Source organism: Streptomyces sp. NPDC053493 (assembly GCF_044544825.1).
In the GTDB taxonomy this organism is placed as follows: domain Bacteria; phylum Actinomycetota; class Actinomycetes; order Streptomycetales; family Streptomycetaceae; genus Streptomyces.
The window spans coordinates 394,727-408,735 of record NZ_JBITXS010000004.1 but is presented as its reverse complement, the minus strand read 5'-3'; the positions used below and the strand labels follow the sequence as shown (position 1 = coordinate 408,735).

Here is a 14,009-nt window from a genome sequence, read left to right as displayed (position 1 = left end):
GTATCCGCATGTCCGGACCGACGTTCTCACCGAGCCGCAGAGCGACGCTGCTCGCCTTCGCCGGAGCGGCGGCGGGCGGCACGCTGCCGCTCGCGGCCGCGCCCACGGCCGCCGCCGCGACGGCCACCACTCCGACGGACACGCCGCCGGCCGCGCCCGAGCCCTACGTCCCGCAGGTGCCCGGCGCCCGGTGCCCGATGCTGATCGACCCGACCGATCCCTGGCACTTCACCGCCCACCCGTCGGGCCCGCTGACCACCCGGACGATCGCCGGCGGCCTGGAGGTCTCGGACGGCAAGGGCGTGCTCGCGACCCTGACCACCGGGGCGCGGACGGTGACGCTGCGCGGGCCGAGGCGCTGGTTCACCGAGCAGAAGCGACGGGTCGAGGACGCCTTCGACCGGGACCTGCCGGCCGCGGGCAAGCAGGGCTGGGGCATGTCGCCCGACGGCGGCTCGTGGTGGCCCAACTCCGCGGGCGACTCCCACGTCGAGGACTACGCCGTGGTGGACGGCCGGGGTGTCATCACGCTGTCCGAGACCGGTTCGAGCCGCCACGCCACGCTCTCCGACAAGGAGCTCGGCGACGTCCGCGCCCGCGCCCGTTTCTCCTTCAACCAGGTGCCCGCCGGCGCACCGCTCTCGCTCGCCCTCACCTTCGCCCTGGCCGACCTGGAGAACCACTACCGGGCCCGGCTGATCGTCACGCCCGCCGGCGAGGTCCAGCTGGTGCTCGAGAAGGCCCGGGACAACACGGTGAGCGTGCTGGGCGCCGCCGTCACGGTCGGCAGCGGCTTCGCGGCCTTCGACCACTGGTGGGTCCAGGTCGAGAAGACCGGCAACGTGCTGCGCGCCCGCGCCTGGAAGCACGGCCTGGCCGAGAACCAGCTCCCGGACTGGGCCTTCAGCCTGCGCGACCCCGACGCGAACACCGCCCACGACAAGGGCACCGTCGGCGTCCGGGCCTACGCCGCCACCGGCGCCGCGAAGGGCGTGGAGGCCCGGGTCTACGACTTCGTCGTCGAGGAGGCGGCGTGGGTCGACCCGCCGGTCGTCACCCACGACACCTGGGTACGGGTCCTGCCGGAGAACTTCACCGGCACCTGGACGCCCGGCCTGGAGCAGCAGATCCGCGCCTGGGCGGGCGACACCTCGCCGGACGCCCTGGCGTACGCGGCGATGTTCCTGCCGTTCGCGCCCGCGGTCACCGACCCGGCGCGGGGCGGTGCGCGGGTGCTCGGCACGTCCCTCTACAGCCGGCCGGACACGAAGACCGGGCTGCGCGACGTGGGGGCCGACTTCTTCCACTACATGTGGATCACGTGGACCTTCGACGCGACGGCCGCACGGACCGAGCTGACGCCGACCAACGAGAGGTACAAGGGCGGCCTCGACTGCTCGGGCTTCGTGCGGATGGTCTACGGCTACCACATGGGCATCCCGATGGTCCTCAAGGACGAGGCGGACTACAGCGACCGCGTCCTGCCCCGTAGGTCGACGGCCATCGCTTCCTCCGGCGCCGGAGTGAAGATCGCCGACGGCGGCGACGCGGCACCGCCCCTCGACGGACTGCGCATCGGCGACGCGGTCTACTTCGACACCGACGTCGACCCTGACCTGGGCGGCCACATCGGCATCTACGTCGGCGTGGACCAGCACGGCAAGAAGCGCTTCGTCTCCAGCCGCAAGACCCCCAACGGCCCCACCATGGCCGACGTCGGCGGCAGGTCGGTCCTCAACGGCGACCCGTACGTCGACAAGGACCACCCGGGCGACACCTACACGACGAAGCTCCGGGTGATCCGCCGCTTCTGACGGGCGCGCCCCCTCCGTGCCGCAGCGCCGGTCAGGTAAACCGACTTGTCGGGTATAGACCGGATTCCCGCGCGCACGGAGGTGCCCCCTGTCCGCCGAGACCCTCGACCGACCGGCTTCCGCCGCCGTGCCCGGCCGGCGGGTGCCCCGCTGGCGGGCCTCGCTGCACCGGGCGGCGCCCGCGCTCGGTCTCTTCGCCGCCGCACGGCTCACCGGCATGCTGGTGATCGCCGCGTGGGCCTGGCACGTCGGCCGGTCGCCGCGGGCGCTGCTCGCGAAGTCCTGGGACGCGGAGTGGTACGTCCGGATCGCCGCCCACGGCTACGGCCGGACGCTGCACTGGCCCGACGGCGGCCCGGTCCAGTCCGACCTGGCGTTCTTCCCGCTCTATCCCTGGCTCGTCCGGGCCGTCGGCGGCGTGCTCCCGGTCGCCTACGGAACGGCCGGACTGCTGCTGTCCTGGCTCTCCGCCGCGGTGGCGGCCTGGGGCGTCTACCTGGTCGTGGAGCGGCTGTGCGGGCGGCCGGCCGCCGTGCTCACCGTGCTGCTGTGGGGCCTGCTCCCGCACTCGTTCGTGCTGTCCATGGCCTACACCGAGCCGCTGATGACCGCGTTCGCGGCCTGGTCGCTGTACGCGGTCATGACCCGGCGCTGGCTGTGGGCGGGGACGCTCGCCACGCTCGCCGGGCTGTCCCGGCCCAACGGCGTGGCCGTCGCCGCCGCCGTGCTCGCCGCCGCCGCCCTGGAGCTGTGGCGGCGGCGCGGCCGGACCGGCCGGCGGGTGTGGGCGGGCGCCGCCCTCGCGCCCGTCGGCTGGCTGTCGTACCTGCTGTGGGTCGGCGCCCGGCGCGGCGACCTGCTGGGCGGCTACTTCGCCGTCCAGGACGGCTGGACCTCCCGCTTCGACCTGGGCATCGGCGCGCTGCGCACCGTACGGGGCATGCTGACCGGCACCACCCAGTTCGGCTTCGCGATGGCCCTGGTGATCACGGCGGCCGGGGTGCTGCTGTTCGCGCTGCTGTGCGTCGAGCGGCCGCCGCTGCCGGTCCTCGTCTACACCGCCGTCCTGGTGCTCATCACCGTCGGCGGCTCGGGCTTCTTCGAGTCGAAGCCGCGCTTCCTGCTGCCGGCCTTCCCGCTGCTGCTGCCGCTCGCCCGCGCCATGACGAGAGCCCGGCCGGGCGCCGCGATCGTGGTGATCGCGGGCCTGGCCGGGCTCTCCTTCGCCTATGCGCCGTACGCGCTCACGCTGGCGCGCATGGCCGTGTGACGGGGCGCCGGGCGCGCACCGTGCGACGGGGCGCCCCGCTCCTCGGCTACTCGCCGTCGGAGTCGCCGGACTCCTTGCCCTCGCCGGACTCCAGGCCGAACTGCTCGACGATCCACTTGTCGAACTCGATCGACGCGCGCACCCAGCTGACGGTGGAGGACACGAAGTGCTCCAGCGCCACACCGGTGCCGATCAGCATCTGGGCCTCACCGATGAGGCGGAGGGTGGCGGAGCCGTCCTCCTCCTCGTGCAGGTGGGTGTAGACCTTCGGCCACAGCGTGCGGCGGTTCCAGTCGTCGATCGCGTCGAGGATCCGGGCACGGTCGTCCGCGGCGTGCGGGCGGTCGTAGAACGTGCGGACCGAGAAGACCTGCTGCTCGTCCTCGCCGCGGAACATGAAGTACGTGCGGAAGTCCTCCCACGGCGCCGCGAGGTCACCCTCGTCGTCGACGACGTACTTCAGCTCCATCTGGTCGAGGAGCTGCTTGACGAGGTCCTGGTCGGGAACGACGGGGCCCGCCGGTCCTGCCGCCTGGGGCTGGGGCTGGGCCCCGAAGTTCGGAATCGAGGACGGGTCGATGGTCACCGTGATTTCCCTTCGTACGGATGCCCGCCATCCTCCCCCATGCCGGGCGGTCGGTGGCAAGTCCCCACGACGCGATCAGCTGCGGGCTGACACGATCTCGTTCCCCCGGCGGACAGAACCGGCCCGAGCGCGCGGGGGGAGGCAGGGGCGGCCCGAGGCGCGGGCCCGGACCGGTCCGAGCGCGCGGGCCGGCCGGCGCCCCTCCTTACGACGCTACCGCCCCTCCTCGGCGCGGCCCACGATCAGGCCCTCCTCGAAGCGGTCCACCCGGACCGTGTCGCCGTCGCGGACCTCGCCCGCCAGGATCTCCTTGGCCAGGCGGTCGCCGATCGCGGTCTGGATCAGACGGCGCAGCGGCCGGGCGCCGTACGCCGGGTCGTTGCCCTCGTCCGCGAGCCAGGCCAGCGCCTCGGGCGTGACGTCCAGCGTGAGGCGGCGGTCGGCGAGGCGGCGGGCCAGCCGTTCGATCTGCAGCCGGGCGATCCGGGCCAGCTCGGCCTTGTCCAGGGCGGAGAAGACCACGATCTCGTCGAGGCGGTTCAGGAACTCGGGCTTGAAGCTCGCCCGGACGACCTCCAGGACCTGCTCCCGCTTCACGTCCTCGCTGGTCAGCGGTTCGACGAGGAACTGGCTGCCCAGGTTGGAGGTGAGGATCAGGATCGTGTTGCGGAAGTCGACCGTGCGGCCCTGGCCGTCGGTCAGCCGGCCGTCGTCCAGGACCTGGAGCAGGACGTCGAAGACCTCCGGATGCGCCTTCTCCACCTCGTCCAGCAGGACGACGGAGTACGGGCGGCGGCGCACGGCCTCGGTGAGCTGGCCGCCCTCCTCGTAACCGACGTAGCCGGGCGGCGCGCCGACCAGGCGGGCGACGGAGTGCTTCTCGCCGTACTCCGACATGTCGATGCGGACCATGGCCCGCTCGTCGTCGAAGAGGAAGTCCGCGAGCGCCTTCGCCAGCTCGGTCTTGCCGACGCCGGTCGGGCCGAGGAAGAGGAAGGAGCCGGTGGGCCGGTCGGGGTCGGCGATGCCGGCCCGGGTGCGGCGCACCGCGTCGGACACGGCCCGCACGGCCTCGCCCTGGCCGATCAGGCGCCGGCCCAGCTCCTCCTCCATGCGCAGCAGCTTCTGCGTCTCGCCCTCCAGCAGCCGGCCCGCCGGGATCCCGGTCCAGGAGCCGACGACGTCGGCGATGTCGTCCGGGCCGACCTCCTCCTTGACCATGGTGTCCTTCTGGGCCTCCTGCCGGGCCTCGGCCTCGCTCGCCGCCTCCAGCTCGCGCTCCAGGGCCGGGATCTCGCCGTAGAGCAGCTTGGACGCGGTGTCGAAGTCGCCGTCGCGCTGGGCGCGCTCGGCCCGGCCGCGCAGCTCGTCGAGCTGCTCCTTCAGCTCGCCGAGCCGGTTGAGGGACTGCTTCTCCTTCTCCCAGCGGGCGGTGAGGCCGCGCAGCTCCTCCTCGCGGTCGGCGAGGTCGCGGCGCAGCTTGTCCAGGCGCTGCCGGCTGGCCTCGTCGGTCTCCTTGGAGAGGGCGAGCTCCTCCATCTTCAGCCGGTCGACGGTCCGCTGGAGCTCGTCGATCTCGACCGGCGACGAGTCGATCTCCATGCGCAGCCGGCTGGCGGCCTCGTCGACGAGGTCGATGGCCTTGTCGGGCAGGAAGCGGGAGGTGATGTAGCGGTCGGACAGGGTCGCGGCGGCCACCAGGGCGGAGTCGTTGATCTGCACCTTGTGGTGGGCCTCGTAACGGCCCTTGAGGCCGCGCAGGATGGCGACGGTGTCCTCGACGCTCGGCTCGGCCACCAGGACCTGCTGGAAGCGGCGCTCCAGGGCGGGGTCCTTCTCGATCCGCTCCCGGTACTCGTCGAGGGTCGTGGCGCCGACCATGCGCAGCTCGCCGCGGGCCAGCATCGGCTTCAGCATGTTGCCGGCGTCCATGGCGGAGTCGCCGCCGGCGCCCGCGCCGACGACGGTGTGCAGCTCGTCGATGAAGGTGATGATCTGGCCGTCGCTCTCCTTGATCTCGGACAGCACGGTCTTCAGCCGTTCCTCGAACTCGCCGCGGTACTTCGCGCCGGCGACCATCGCGCCGAGGTCGAGCGAGACGAGCCGCTTGTCGCGCAGCGACTCGGGCACGTCGCCCTTCACGATCCGCTGGGCGAGGCCCTCGACGACGGCGGTCTTGCCGACGCCGGGCTCGCCGATGAGCACCGGGTTGTTCTTGGTGCGGCGGGACAGGACCTGGACGACGCGCCGGATCTCGTGGTCGCGGCCGATGACCGGGTCGAGCTTGCCCTCGCGGGCGGCGGCGGTGAAGTCGGTGCCGAACTTCTCCAGCGCCTTGTACGAACCCTCGGGGTCGGCGGTGGTCACCCGGCGCGATCCGCGGGTCTGCTCGAAGGCGGCCTGCAGGCGGCTCGCCGTGGCGCCCTGCCGGTCGAGGACCTCGCCGGCCCGGCCGCCCTTGGCGGCGATGCCGATGAGCAGGTGCTCGGTGGACAGGTACTCGTCGCCCAGCTTCCGGGCGCGCTCGCCGGCGTCGGCGATGACCGCGAGCAGCTCGCGGCTGGGCTGCGGCGGCGCGACCGTGGACCCGGTGACGCTGGGCAGGGCGGCGAGCAGCCGCTCGGCACCGCTGCGCACGGCGGCCTGGTCGGCCTCGACGGCGGCGAGCAGGTCGGTGATGTTCTCGTTCTCCGCGCCCGCCAGCAGGGCCAGCAAGACGTGCGCGGGGGTCAGATCGGCGTGTCCCTGGGACACGGCGCGGCTGCTCGCCGCGTTCAGCGCGTCCCGGCTCCTGTTGGTCAGTTCGGCGTCCACGGGCGGGGTCTCCTCCTGCGATGTCCTCTGGCTCCTATGACTCTTCCAGCGTACACAAAGTTGAGTCCATTCCGCTCAAGGTATCGGAGGGAGGCCGGCCAGGAGTAGGTTCCGGGCATGGCTATCGACCCGAGCAGGCCCAGCGAGTCGTACCTCGGCTTCTGGCGCGAGTACCACATGTGCACCCTGACCACGCCGCGCCCGGACGGCACGCCGCACGTGGTGGCGGTCGGTGTCACGTACGACCCTGAGGGCGGCGAGAAGGGCATCGCCCGGGTCATCACCAACAAGCACAGCCGCAAGGTCGCCAACGTGCTCGCGGCGGGCGCGGACGGCGCGCGGGTGGCGGTCTGCCAGGTCGACAAGGGGCGCTGGGCGACCCTGGAGGGCGTCGCCAGGATCCGTACCGAGGCGGAGGTCGTCGCGGACGCCGTGGAGCGCTACGCGGCCCGCTACAACCGGGTGCCGACGCCGAACCCGGACCGGGTCGTGATCGAGATCGCGCTCACGCGCGCGATGGGCCGGGCCTGAGCGGCGTCCGGCAGACGTACGCGCGGTGGGCGTACGCGCGCGGGGCGTACGCGCGGCAGGCGTACGTGCGGTGGGCGCCCGGGCGGCGGAGCGCCGGGCGGCGAACGCACAGCGGCGCCATCGCGTTTCAGGTCCGCGATGGCGCCGCTGTGTGGGGGAAGCACCTGAACGATCTACAACGACGGGGGAATCGTTCAGGCACTGCGGGGGGTGGCGGTGATGGTCTCGGGCTCGACCAGGTGGGGTTCGACCAGTTGATGGTCGCGCTGGTCGAGATTGACGAAGATCATGCCGTACCTGATGGCACAGCGAACGGGTTGGGGGGCGCCGCGCGGGCGGCGAAGACACCGGTAGGCGCGAATGTCCTCGTCGTCCTCGCGCACGACGACGATCGGCTCCCCGAAGAGGGTGACCATCAACGACTCGCCACGGCGCGGCACCGCGGTGACGAGATCGATGAAGTGCCACCCGGACCGGTAGGCGCTCGCCATCTCGCGTCGGAAACGAGGATCTTCGGGAACCGTCATGCCCCCACGGACTCCCATCCCGGGTCGCCGGGAGCGACACCCCAGCCGGGGTCGCCGGCGACCGCCGGAGCCACTCCCCAGCCCGGATCGGCGACGTCGGCGGCCGGAGTCAGCCCCCAGCCCGGGTCGGCGTTGACGACCCTCGTCTGCGAACCCCACCCCGGGTCCTCGGTTGCCGTAACCGCTCCCACAGCGGCAGCAGCCAACAGTGCGACACCGGCTACGGTGCGTATGAGCTTCTTGGACATGACCGAGCAACCTCACTTGAAGGTGTGTAACAACCTGCTCCCCCGCAAGTCACGACGATGGCTCACTCATCCCGTTTCCACCACTCGCTCAATGCATCATGTTCCTGTAATGCAAAAGCCTGGGGGTGTACGTATGCGGATAGAACCCGACAATATCGGGCATTCTCACACGCACGCAGACCTGTGCGAAGCGGGCACTCGGCTCTATGCCGAGGCCCTTCGAGCAGGCCGAATAGCCCGTTCCGACATCGGGTCGGCCCCCTGTCTCATGGACCTCGATCTGCTGCGTCCCGACCCCGATGACGTGGAATGGCTCGTTCCTGTCGCTCCGTCGGCCGCGCTGGCCCGGCTGCTCCTTCCCATCGAGAAGGAGATCCAGGAGCGCAGACGTCTCACCATGACACTCGCCGACGCCTTCGAGCCGTTCATGGCCCTCGGCGCCCGCGATCCCTCGATGACCCACGCGATCACGGTCCTCGAAGGCCTTGAACGGATCAACGCCAACCTCGACCGCGCCGTCGCCGAGTGCACCTCGGAACTGCTCACCGTACAACCGGGAAAGGGCCGCAGCGCCCATACGTTCGGCGAAGCCCTGCGCCGGGTCCGTCCGTTGCTCGGCCGCGGCATCAAGATGCGCACGCTCTACCAGCACACCGCGCGCCACCAGCCCATCACGCTCGCCTACTTGGAGCGCATCGGATCCGAGGTCGAGGTCCGCACCCTCGAGGAGATCATCGACCGGCTCATCATCGTCGACCGCAAGGTCGCCTTCGTGCCGGCCAGCCGCGACCGCACCATCGCGCTCGAACTGCGCCACCAGGGGCTCGTGGAGTACCTGGGCGGCGTCTTCGACCAGTTCTGGCTCCAGGCCACCCCGCTCGACGCCCCGGTCACGTACGAGCCGATGCTCAGCGGCATCAGCGGCGTCCAGCGCTCCATCGCCAAACTCCTCGTCGAGGGCCACGTCGACGAGGCCATCGCGCGCCGCCTCGGGATGAACGTCCGCACCTGCCGGGCCCACATCGCCAAGCTCGCCGCCGCCCTCGGCAGCGGCAGCCGCGCCCAGCTCGGCTATCTCATCGCCCAGTCCGGCATCCTCGAACGCGACAACTGACGCGGCACCTGACGCGACGACCGCGGGCGCGCGCACCGGAGCGCGGACCGACACCCGCGCCGACGCGCGTCGACCCGCCGGGACGCGTGAGGCCCCCGCCGCCGGAGCGGAAGGGGCCTCGTCGCGTCGGGCACGCGCCGGAGAAGAGCGGGAAGGGCTACTCGCCGCGCTTGTGGGCCGGCCGCCAGACCACCAGCGCGCTCGCCTGCTGCACGTCCGTGTACGGCACCAGGTCACGCCGGTACGAGGCGTGCACCTGGGCCTCGCGCTGGCGCATCGCCGCCGCCGCGCCCTCGACCGCGGTCGACAGCTCGGCGACCCGCTGCTGGAGCGCCGCGACCTGGTTCTCCAGCTCGATGATGCGCTTGATACCGGCCAGATTGATGCCCTCGTCCTGGGACAGCTGCTGCACCTGACGGAGCAGCTCGATGTCCCGGGCCGAGTAGCGGCGGCCTCGTCCGGCTGTGCGGTCCGGAGAGACCAGGCCGAGCCGGTCGTACTGACGGAGCGTCTGGGGGTGCAGGCCGGAGAGCTGGGCCGCCACCGAGATGACGTACACCGGGGTCTCGTCGGTCAGCTGGTAGGGATTACGACGACGGCCTTCCATCTCCTCAAGCTCCCTTCGCGGCCTGGAACAGCTCTGCCCTCGGGTCCTCGCCCGCGGTGGCCTGACGGAACGTCTCCAGTGCCTCGCGGGCCTTGTCGTCCAGCTCCGTCGGCACCGCGACCTCCACCGTGACGAGGAGGTCGCCGCGGGTGCCGTCCTTGCGGACCGCGCCCTTGCCCCGGGCGCGCATGGTGCGCCCGTTGGGAGTGCCCGCGGGCAGCTTCAGCGTCACCGCGGGGCCGCCCAGGGTCGGCACCTTGATCTCGCCGCCGAGGGCCGCCTCGTCGAACGTGACGGGCACCGTGACGGTCAGGTTGTCGTCCTTGCGGCCGAACACCGGGTGGGCGTCGACGTGCACGACCACGTACAGGTCGCCGTGCGGCCCGCCGCGCTCGCCCGGCGCGCCCTTGCCGCGCAGACGGATCTTCTGGTTGTCGCTCACGCCGGCCGGGATGCGGACCTGCATGGTGCGCGAGGACTTGGCGCGCCCGCTGCCCTTGCAGACCTCGCACGGGGTCTCGGCGATCAGGCCGCGTCCCTTGCAGTCCACGCACGGGTCGGTCAGCGAGAAGCCGCCGCCGCTGCCGCGCGAGACCTGGCCGGTGCCGACACAGGTCGGGCACACCCGCGGCGTGCCGTTCTTGTCGCCGGTGCCCGAACAGGCCTTGCAGGGCTGCTGGCTGGACATCCGCAGCGGGACGGTCGCGCCCTCGATGGCCTCGGTGAAGCTGAGCGTCACCTCGGACTCGATGTCCTGGCCGCGGCGCGGCTGCGTGCGCGTGCCCGCGCCGCCGCCCCGGTTGAAGAGGCCGCCGAACACGTCCCCGAGCCCGCCGCCGAAGCCGCCGGCCCCGCCGGGGCCGCCCTGGGCGCCGCCGAAGAGGTCGCCCAGGTCGAAGTTGAACGAGCCGCCCGCGCCCGGGCCGCCGGCCCGGAAGCCGCCGTTGCCGAACAGCGCGCGGGCGTCGTCGTACTCCTTGCGCTTCTTCGGGTCGCCGAGGACGTCGTTCGCCTCGGAGATCTCCTTGAAGCGCGCCTCGGCGCCGGTGTCGCCCTTGTTGGCGTCCGGGTGGTTCTCGCGGGCGAGCTTCCGGTACGCCTTCTTGATGTCGGCGTCGGTGGCGTCCTTGGGGACGCCGAGAACCTTGTAGTAGTCCTTCTCCACGAAGTCCTTCGTGCTCATCGACGTCCCTCCTTCCGGACGGTCACTGCGTCACCCCTCTTCGGGGGCACCGCTCTCCTCGTCGGCCTTCTTCTCTTCCTTGGCGGCCGGAGCCGCGCCCGGCTGGGGCTCGGCGACGGCCACGCGGGCGGGCCGGATGGTCCGCTCGCCGATCCGGTACCCCGGCTGCAGGATCGCCACGCAGGTCGTCTCGGTGACGTCCGGCGCGTAACTGTGCATCAGGGCCTCGTGGATCGTCGGGTCGAAGGGCTCGCCCTCCTTGCCGAACTGCTGCAGACCCATCTTGGCGGCGACGGTCTCCAGCGACTCGGCGACCGACTTGAACCCGCCCACGAGCTCGCCGTGGTCCCGGGCCCGGCCGATGTCGTCGAGCACGGGCAGGAGCTCGGTCAGGAGGCTCGCGACGGCGATCTCCTTGACCGTGACCCGGTCCCGCTCCACGCGGCGGCGGTAGTTCTGGTACTCGGCCTGCAGCCGCTGGAGGTCCGCGGTGCGCTCGGAGAGCGCGGTACGGGCCTGGTCCAGCTGGGCCAGCAGGGCTACGTCCGTAGCGTCCCCGGCCGGGGCCGCTCCCTCCGCCTGCGCGGCGGAGTCGGCGGCCTCGGTCTCCTCGGGCGTGCCGTCGGCGGGGACGTCGGGCTTCTCCTCGAAGCCCGGGGTCTCCTCCGACATCAGGCAGCGCCACCCTTCGGCTTGTCCTCGTCGACGATCTCGGCGTCGACGACGTCGTCGTCGGCCTGGGCCTGGCCGGCACCGGCGGCACCCTCGGCGCCCGCGGCACCCTGGGCGTCGGCGTACAGCGCCTGGCCGAGCTTCTGGGAGACGGCCGCGACCTTCTCGGTGGCGGTGCGGATCTCGGTGGTGTCCTCGCCCTTGAGCTTCTCCTTCAGCTCGGCGACGGCGGCCTCGACCTCGGTCTTGACGTCACCGGGGACCTTGTCCTCGTTGTCCTTGAGGAACTTCTCGGTCTGGTAGACGAGCTGCTCGCCCTGGTTGCGGGTCTCGGCGGCCTCGCGGCGGCGGTGGTCCTCCTCCGCGTACTGCTCGGCCTCCTGGCGCATCCGGTCGACCTCGTCCTTCGGCAGCGAGGAGCCGCCGGTGACGGTCATCTTCTGCTCCTTGCCCGTGCCCAGGTCCTTCGCGGTCACGTGCATGATGCCGTTGGCGTCGATGTCGAAGGCGACCTCGATCTGCGGGACGCCGCGCGGGGCCGGCGGGAGGCCGGTCAGCTCGAACATGCCGAGCTTCTTGTTGTACGCCGCGATCTCGCGCTCGCCCTGGTAGACCTGGATCTGCACGGACGGCTGGTTGTCCTCGGCCGTCGTGAAGATCTCGGACCGCTTGGTGGGGATCGTGGTGTTGCGCTCGATCAGCTTGGTCATGATGCCGCCCTTGGTCTCGATGCCGAGGGACAGCGGGGTGACGTCGAGGAGCAGGACGTCCTTGACCTCGCCCTTGAGGACACCGGCCTGCAGGGCGGCGCCGATGGCGACGACCTCGTCCGGGTTCACGCCCTTGTTGGCCTCGTTGCCGCCGGTCAGCTCCTTGACGAGCTCGGCGACGGCCGGCATGCGGGTCGAGCCGCCGACGAGGACGACGTGGTCGATCTCGGAGAGGGCGATGCCCGCGTCCTTGATGACGTTGTGGAACGGCGTCTTGCAGCGCTCCAGGAGGTCCGCGGTCAGCTGCTGGAACTGGGCGCGGGTGAGCTTCTCGTCCAGGTGCAGCGGGCCCTCGGCGGAGGCCGTGATGTAGGGCAGGTTGATCGTGGTCTCCGTGGAGGAGGAGAGCTCGATCTTGGCCTTTTCGGCGGCCTCGCGCAGACGCTGCAGGGCCATCTTGTCCTTGGACAGGTCGACGCCGTGGCCGTTGGCGAACTGCTTCACCAGGTAGTCGACGACGCGCTGGTCCCAGTCGTCACCACCGAGGTGGTTGTCACCGTTGGTGGCCTTCACCTCGACGACGCCGTCGCCGATCTCCAGGAGGGACACGTCGAAGGTGCCGCCACCGAGGTCGAAGACGAGGATCGTCTGGTCGTCCTTGTCGAGGCCGTACGCCAGGGCGGCGGCGGTCGGCTCGTTGACGATGCGCAGGACGTTGAGGCCCGCGATCTCGCCGGCCTCCTTGGTGGCCTGGCGCTCGGAGTCGTTGAAGTAGGCCGGGACGGTGATGACCGCGTCGGTCACCTTCTCGCCCAGGTAGGCCTCGGCGTCGCGCTTCAGCTTCTGGAGGATGAAGGCGGAGATCTGCTGCGGGTTGAAGTTCTTCCCGTCGAGCTCGATCTTCCAGTCGGTGCCCATGTGGCGCTTCACGGACCGGATGGTCCGGTCGACGTTGGTGACGGCCTGACGCTTGGCCACCTCGCCGACGAGCACCTCGCCGTTCTTCGCGAAGGCGACGACGGACGGCGTGGTCCTGGCGCCCTCGGCGTTGGTGATGACGGTGGGCTCGCCGCCTTCCAGAACGCTGACGACGGAGTTAGTCGTGCCCAGGTCGATGCCGACCGCACGTGCCATTTCGATTCCTCCAGCTGACTGACTTGAGTGGAACTGACTCAAGGATGCACGACGGCCGGGTGAGAGTCAACAGACCTGAGTGGACCCGACTCAACTCTTCGCGCTTCGCCTCACTCAAAGAACGCACCTGAAGGGCGCGTCGTTCCCCGCTCCGGCGGTCCATCTCATGAGAGAGTCCGGACATATCCCATGATGCTCGCCCGGAAGGCAGGGGTGCATGACGGCGAAGCGCGCGTTCGACCTGGCGGGCGGACTGCTCCTGCTCGTCGTCCTCTCCCCGCTGATCGCCGCTCTCGCCCTGTCCCTCACGCTCGGCAGCGGCAGCGCGCGCGGCGCGCTGCGCCGCCGGCCGGTCGCGGGCCGCGGCGGCCGCACCTTCACGATGCTGTCCTTCCGCACGAAGAGCCCGCTGGCCGCGCTGCCGCAGCTGCTCCACGTCGTACGCGGCGAGATGTCACTGGTCGGGCCGTGCCCGCTGGCGCCCGGACACCGGGAGTCCACCGGGGACGGGCGCCGACGGCTGTCCGTACGGCCGGGAATGACCGGCCCGTGGCAGATCAGCGGCCGTTCGGAGCTGCCCTGGGAGGAGCGCGAGCTGCTCGACCTCCACTATGTGGACCATCATTGGCTGGGCATGGATCTGTCGATCCTGGCGCGTACGCTTCCAGCAGTCCGTAAACGTCACTCGGCGACCCGTGCGGCGGCAGGCCGGACGCCGGCTCGCCCGGCAAGGGTTGCCTGAGCGACACAGATCACCGTGAGCTCCGCTACAGTGCGGCGGCCGCAACGGGTAATCTCG

At 71.4% G+C, this 14,009-nt stretch carries 13 protein-coding genes; 5 read left to right on the top strand and 8 right to left on the bottom strand.

Features of this window, described 5'->3' with window-relative positions:
- Positions 1-8 precede the first annotated feature (8 nt).
- On the top strand, positions 9-1,814 hold the full coding sequence (locus ACIGO8_RS15225; RefSeq protein WP_399729522.1) for an NlpC/P60 family protein: 1,806 nt from the start codon (positions 9-11) through the stop codon (positions 1,812-1,814).
- Between the two features lie 127 nt (positions 1,815-1,941).
- Positions 1,942-3,084, top strand: coding sequence for a glycosyltransferase family 39 protein (locus tag ACIGO8_RS15220; protein ID WP_399729519.1), 1,143 nt, complete (start codon positions 1,942-1,944; stop codon positions 3,082-3,084).
- A 46-nt stretch (positions 3,085-3,130) separates the two neighbouring features.
- On the opposite strand, the gene ACIGO8_RS15215 is transcribed toward ACIGO8_RS15220, so the two are convergent.
- Both ACIGO8_RS15215 and clpB read right to left on the bottom strand, forming a co-directional pair.
- Positions 3,131-3,670, bottom strand: a complete 540-nt coding sequence (locus tag ACIGO8_RS15215) for a YbjN domain-containing protein (RefSeq protein ID WP_399729516.1) — start codon at positions 3,668-3,670, stop codon at positions 3,131-3,133.
- A 213-nt stretch (positions 3,671-3,883) separates the two neighbouring features.
- Complete coding sequence (gene clpB, locus ACIGO8_RS15210; protein WP_399729513.1) at positions 3,884-6,484, bottom strand: ATP-dependent chaperone ClpB; 2,601 nt, start codon at positions 6,482-6,484, stop codon at positions 3,884-3,886.
- Between the two features lie 117 nt (positions 6,485-6,601).
- Between clpB and ACIGO8_RS15205 the strand changes: the two genes are divergently transcribed.
- Positions 6,602-7,015, top strand: coding sequence for a pyridoxamine 5'-phosphate oxidase family protein (locus tag ACIGO8_RS15205; protein ID WP_399729510.1), 414 nt, complete (start codon positions 6,602-6,604; stop codon positions 7,013-7,015).
- A gap of 194 nt (positions 7,016-7,209) precedes the next feature.
- Here the strand turns inward: ACIGO8_RS15205 and ACIGO8_RS15200 are convergent, their stop codons facing one another.
- Both ACIGO8_RS15200 and ACIGO8_RS15195 read right to left on the bottom strand, forming a co-directional pair.
- On the bottom strand, positions 7,210-7,542 hold the full coding sequence (locus tag ACIGO8_RS15200; protein WP_356698506.1) for a (2Fe-2S)-binding protein: 333 nt from the start codon (positions 7,540-7,542) through the stop codon (positions 7,210-7,212).
- Entirely contained in the window at positions 7,539-7,790 is a 252-nt protein-coding gene (locus tag ACIGO8_RS15195) for a hypothetical protein (RefSeq protein WP_399729507.1), read from the bottom strand. The genes ACIGO8_RS15200 and ACIGO8_RS15195 overlap by 4 nt, the downstream gene beginning before the upstream one ends.
- A 133-nt stretch (positions 7,791-7,923) precedes the next feature.
- Here ACIGO8_RS15195 and ACIGO8_RS15190 point away from each other — a divergent pair, with 133 nt between their 5' ends.
- Positions 7,924-8,904, top strand: a complete 981-nt coding sequence (locus tag ACIGO8_RS15190) for a helix-turn-helix transcriptional regulator (RefSeq protein WP_399729504.1) — start codon at positions 7,924-7,926, stop codon at positions 8,902-8,904.
- A gap of 157 nt (positions 8,905-9,061) precedes the next feature.
- Here the strand turns inward: ACIGO8_RS15190 and ACIGO8_RS15185 are convergent, their stop codons facing one another.
- Genes ACIGO8_RS15185 through dnaK form a run of 4 tightly spaced genes read right to left on the bottom strand, consistent with a single transcriptional unit; the run spans position 9,062 to position 13,210 of the window.
- Entirely contained in the window at positions 9,062-9,511 is a 450-nt protein-coding gene (locus ACIGO8_RS15185; RefSeq protein WP_399729501.1) for a heat shock protein transcriptional repressor HspR, read from the bottom strand.
- Between the two features lie 4 nt (positions 9,512-9,515).
- Complete coding sequence (dnaJ, locus tag ACIGO8_RS15180) at positions 9,516-10,694, bottom strand: molecular chaperone DnaJ (protein ID WP_399729499.1); 1,179 nt, start codon at positions 10,692-10,694, stop codon at positions 9,516-9,518.
- Positions 10,695-10,724: 30 nt separating this feature from the next.
- Entirely contained in the window at positions 10,725-11,366 is a 642-nt protein-coding gene (gene grpE, locus ACIGO8_RS15175; RefSeq protein WP_399729495.1) for a nucleotide exchange factor GrpE, read from the bottom strand.
- Entirely contained in the window at positions 11,366-13,210 is a 1,845-nt protein-coding gene (gene dnaK, locus ACIGO8_RS15170; protein WP_399729493.1) for a molecular chaperone DnaK, read from the bottom strand. Before dnaK ends, grpE begins: the two co-directional genes overlap by 1 nt.
- A 217-nt stretch (positions 13,211-13,427) precedes the next feature.
- Between dnaK and ACIGO8_RS15165 the strand changes: the two genes are divergently transcribed.
- Positions 13,428-13,952, top strand: coding sequence for a sugar transferase (locus ACIGO8_RS15165; protein ID WP_399729490.1), 525 nt, complete (start codon positions 13,428-13,430; stop codon positions 13,950-13,952).
- The last annotated feature ends 57 nt before the right edge of the window (positions 13,953-14,009 follow it).

Bases quoted from the DNA above. Each gene is read 5' to 3' on its own strand.
- ACIGO8_RS15165 (WP_399729490.1), top strand. From the start codon at position 13,428: ATGACGGCGAAGCGCGCGTTCGACCTGGCGGGCGGACTGCTCCTGCTC.
- ACIGO8_RS15195 (WP_399729507.1), bottom strand. From the start codon at position 7,790: ATGTCCAAGAAGCTCATACGCACCGTAGCCGGTGTCGCACTGTTGGCT.
- ACIGO8_RS15190 (WP_399729504.1), top strand. From the start codon at position 7,924: ATGCGGATAGAACCCGACAATATCGGGCATTCTCACACGCACGCAGAC.
- ACIGO8_RS15205 (WP_399729510.1), top strand. From the start codon at position 6,602: ATGGCTATCGACCCGAGCAGGCCCAGCGAGTCGTACCTCGGCTTCTGG.
- dnaJ (WP_399729499.1), bottom strand. From the start codon at position 10,694: ATGAGCACGAAGGACTTCGTGGAGAAGGACTACTACAAGGTTCTCGGC.
- grpE (WP_399729495.1), bottom strand. From the start codon at position 11,366: ATGTCGGAGGAGACCCCGGGCTTCGAGGAGAAGCCCGACGTCCCCGCC.
- ACIGO8_RS15185 (WP_399729501.1), bottom strand. From the start codon at position 9,511: ATGGAAGGCCGTCGTCGTAATCCCTACCAGCTGACCGACGAGACCCCG.
- dnaK (WP_399729493.1), bottom strand. From the start codon at position 13,210: ATGGCACGTGCGGTCGGCATCGACCTGGGCACGACTAACTCCGTCGTC.
- ACIGO8_RS15200 (WP_356698506.1), bottom strand. From the start codon at position 7,542: ATGACGGTTCCCGAAGATCCTCGTTTCCGACGCGAGATGGCGAGCGCC.
- ACIGO8_RS15225 (WP_399729522.1), top strand. From the start codon at position 9: ATGTCCGGACCGACGTTCTCACCGAGCCGCAGAGCGACGCTGCTCGCC.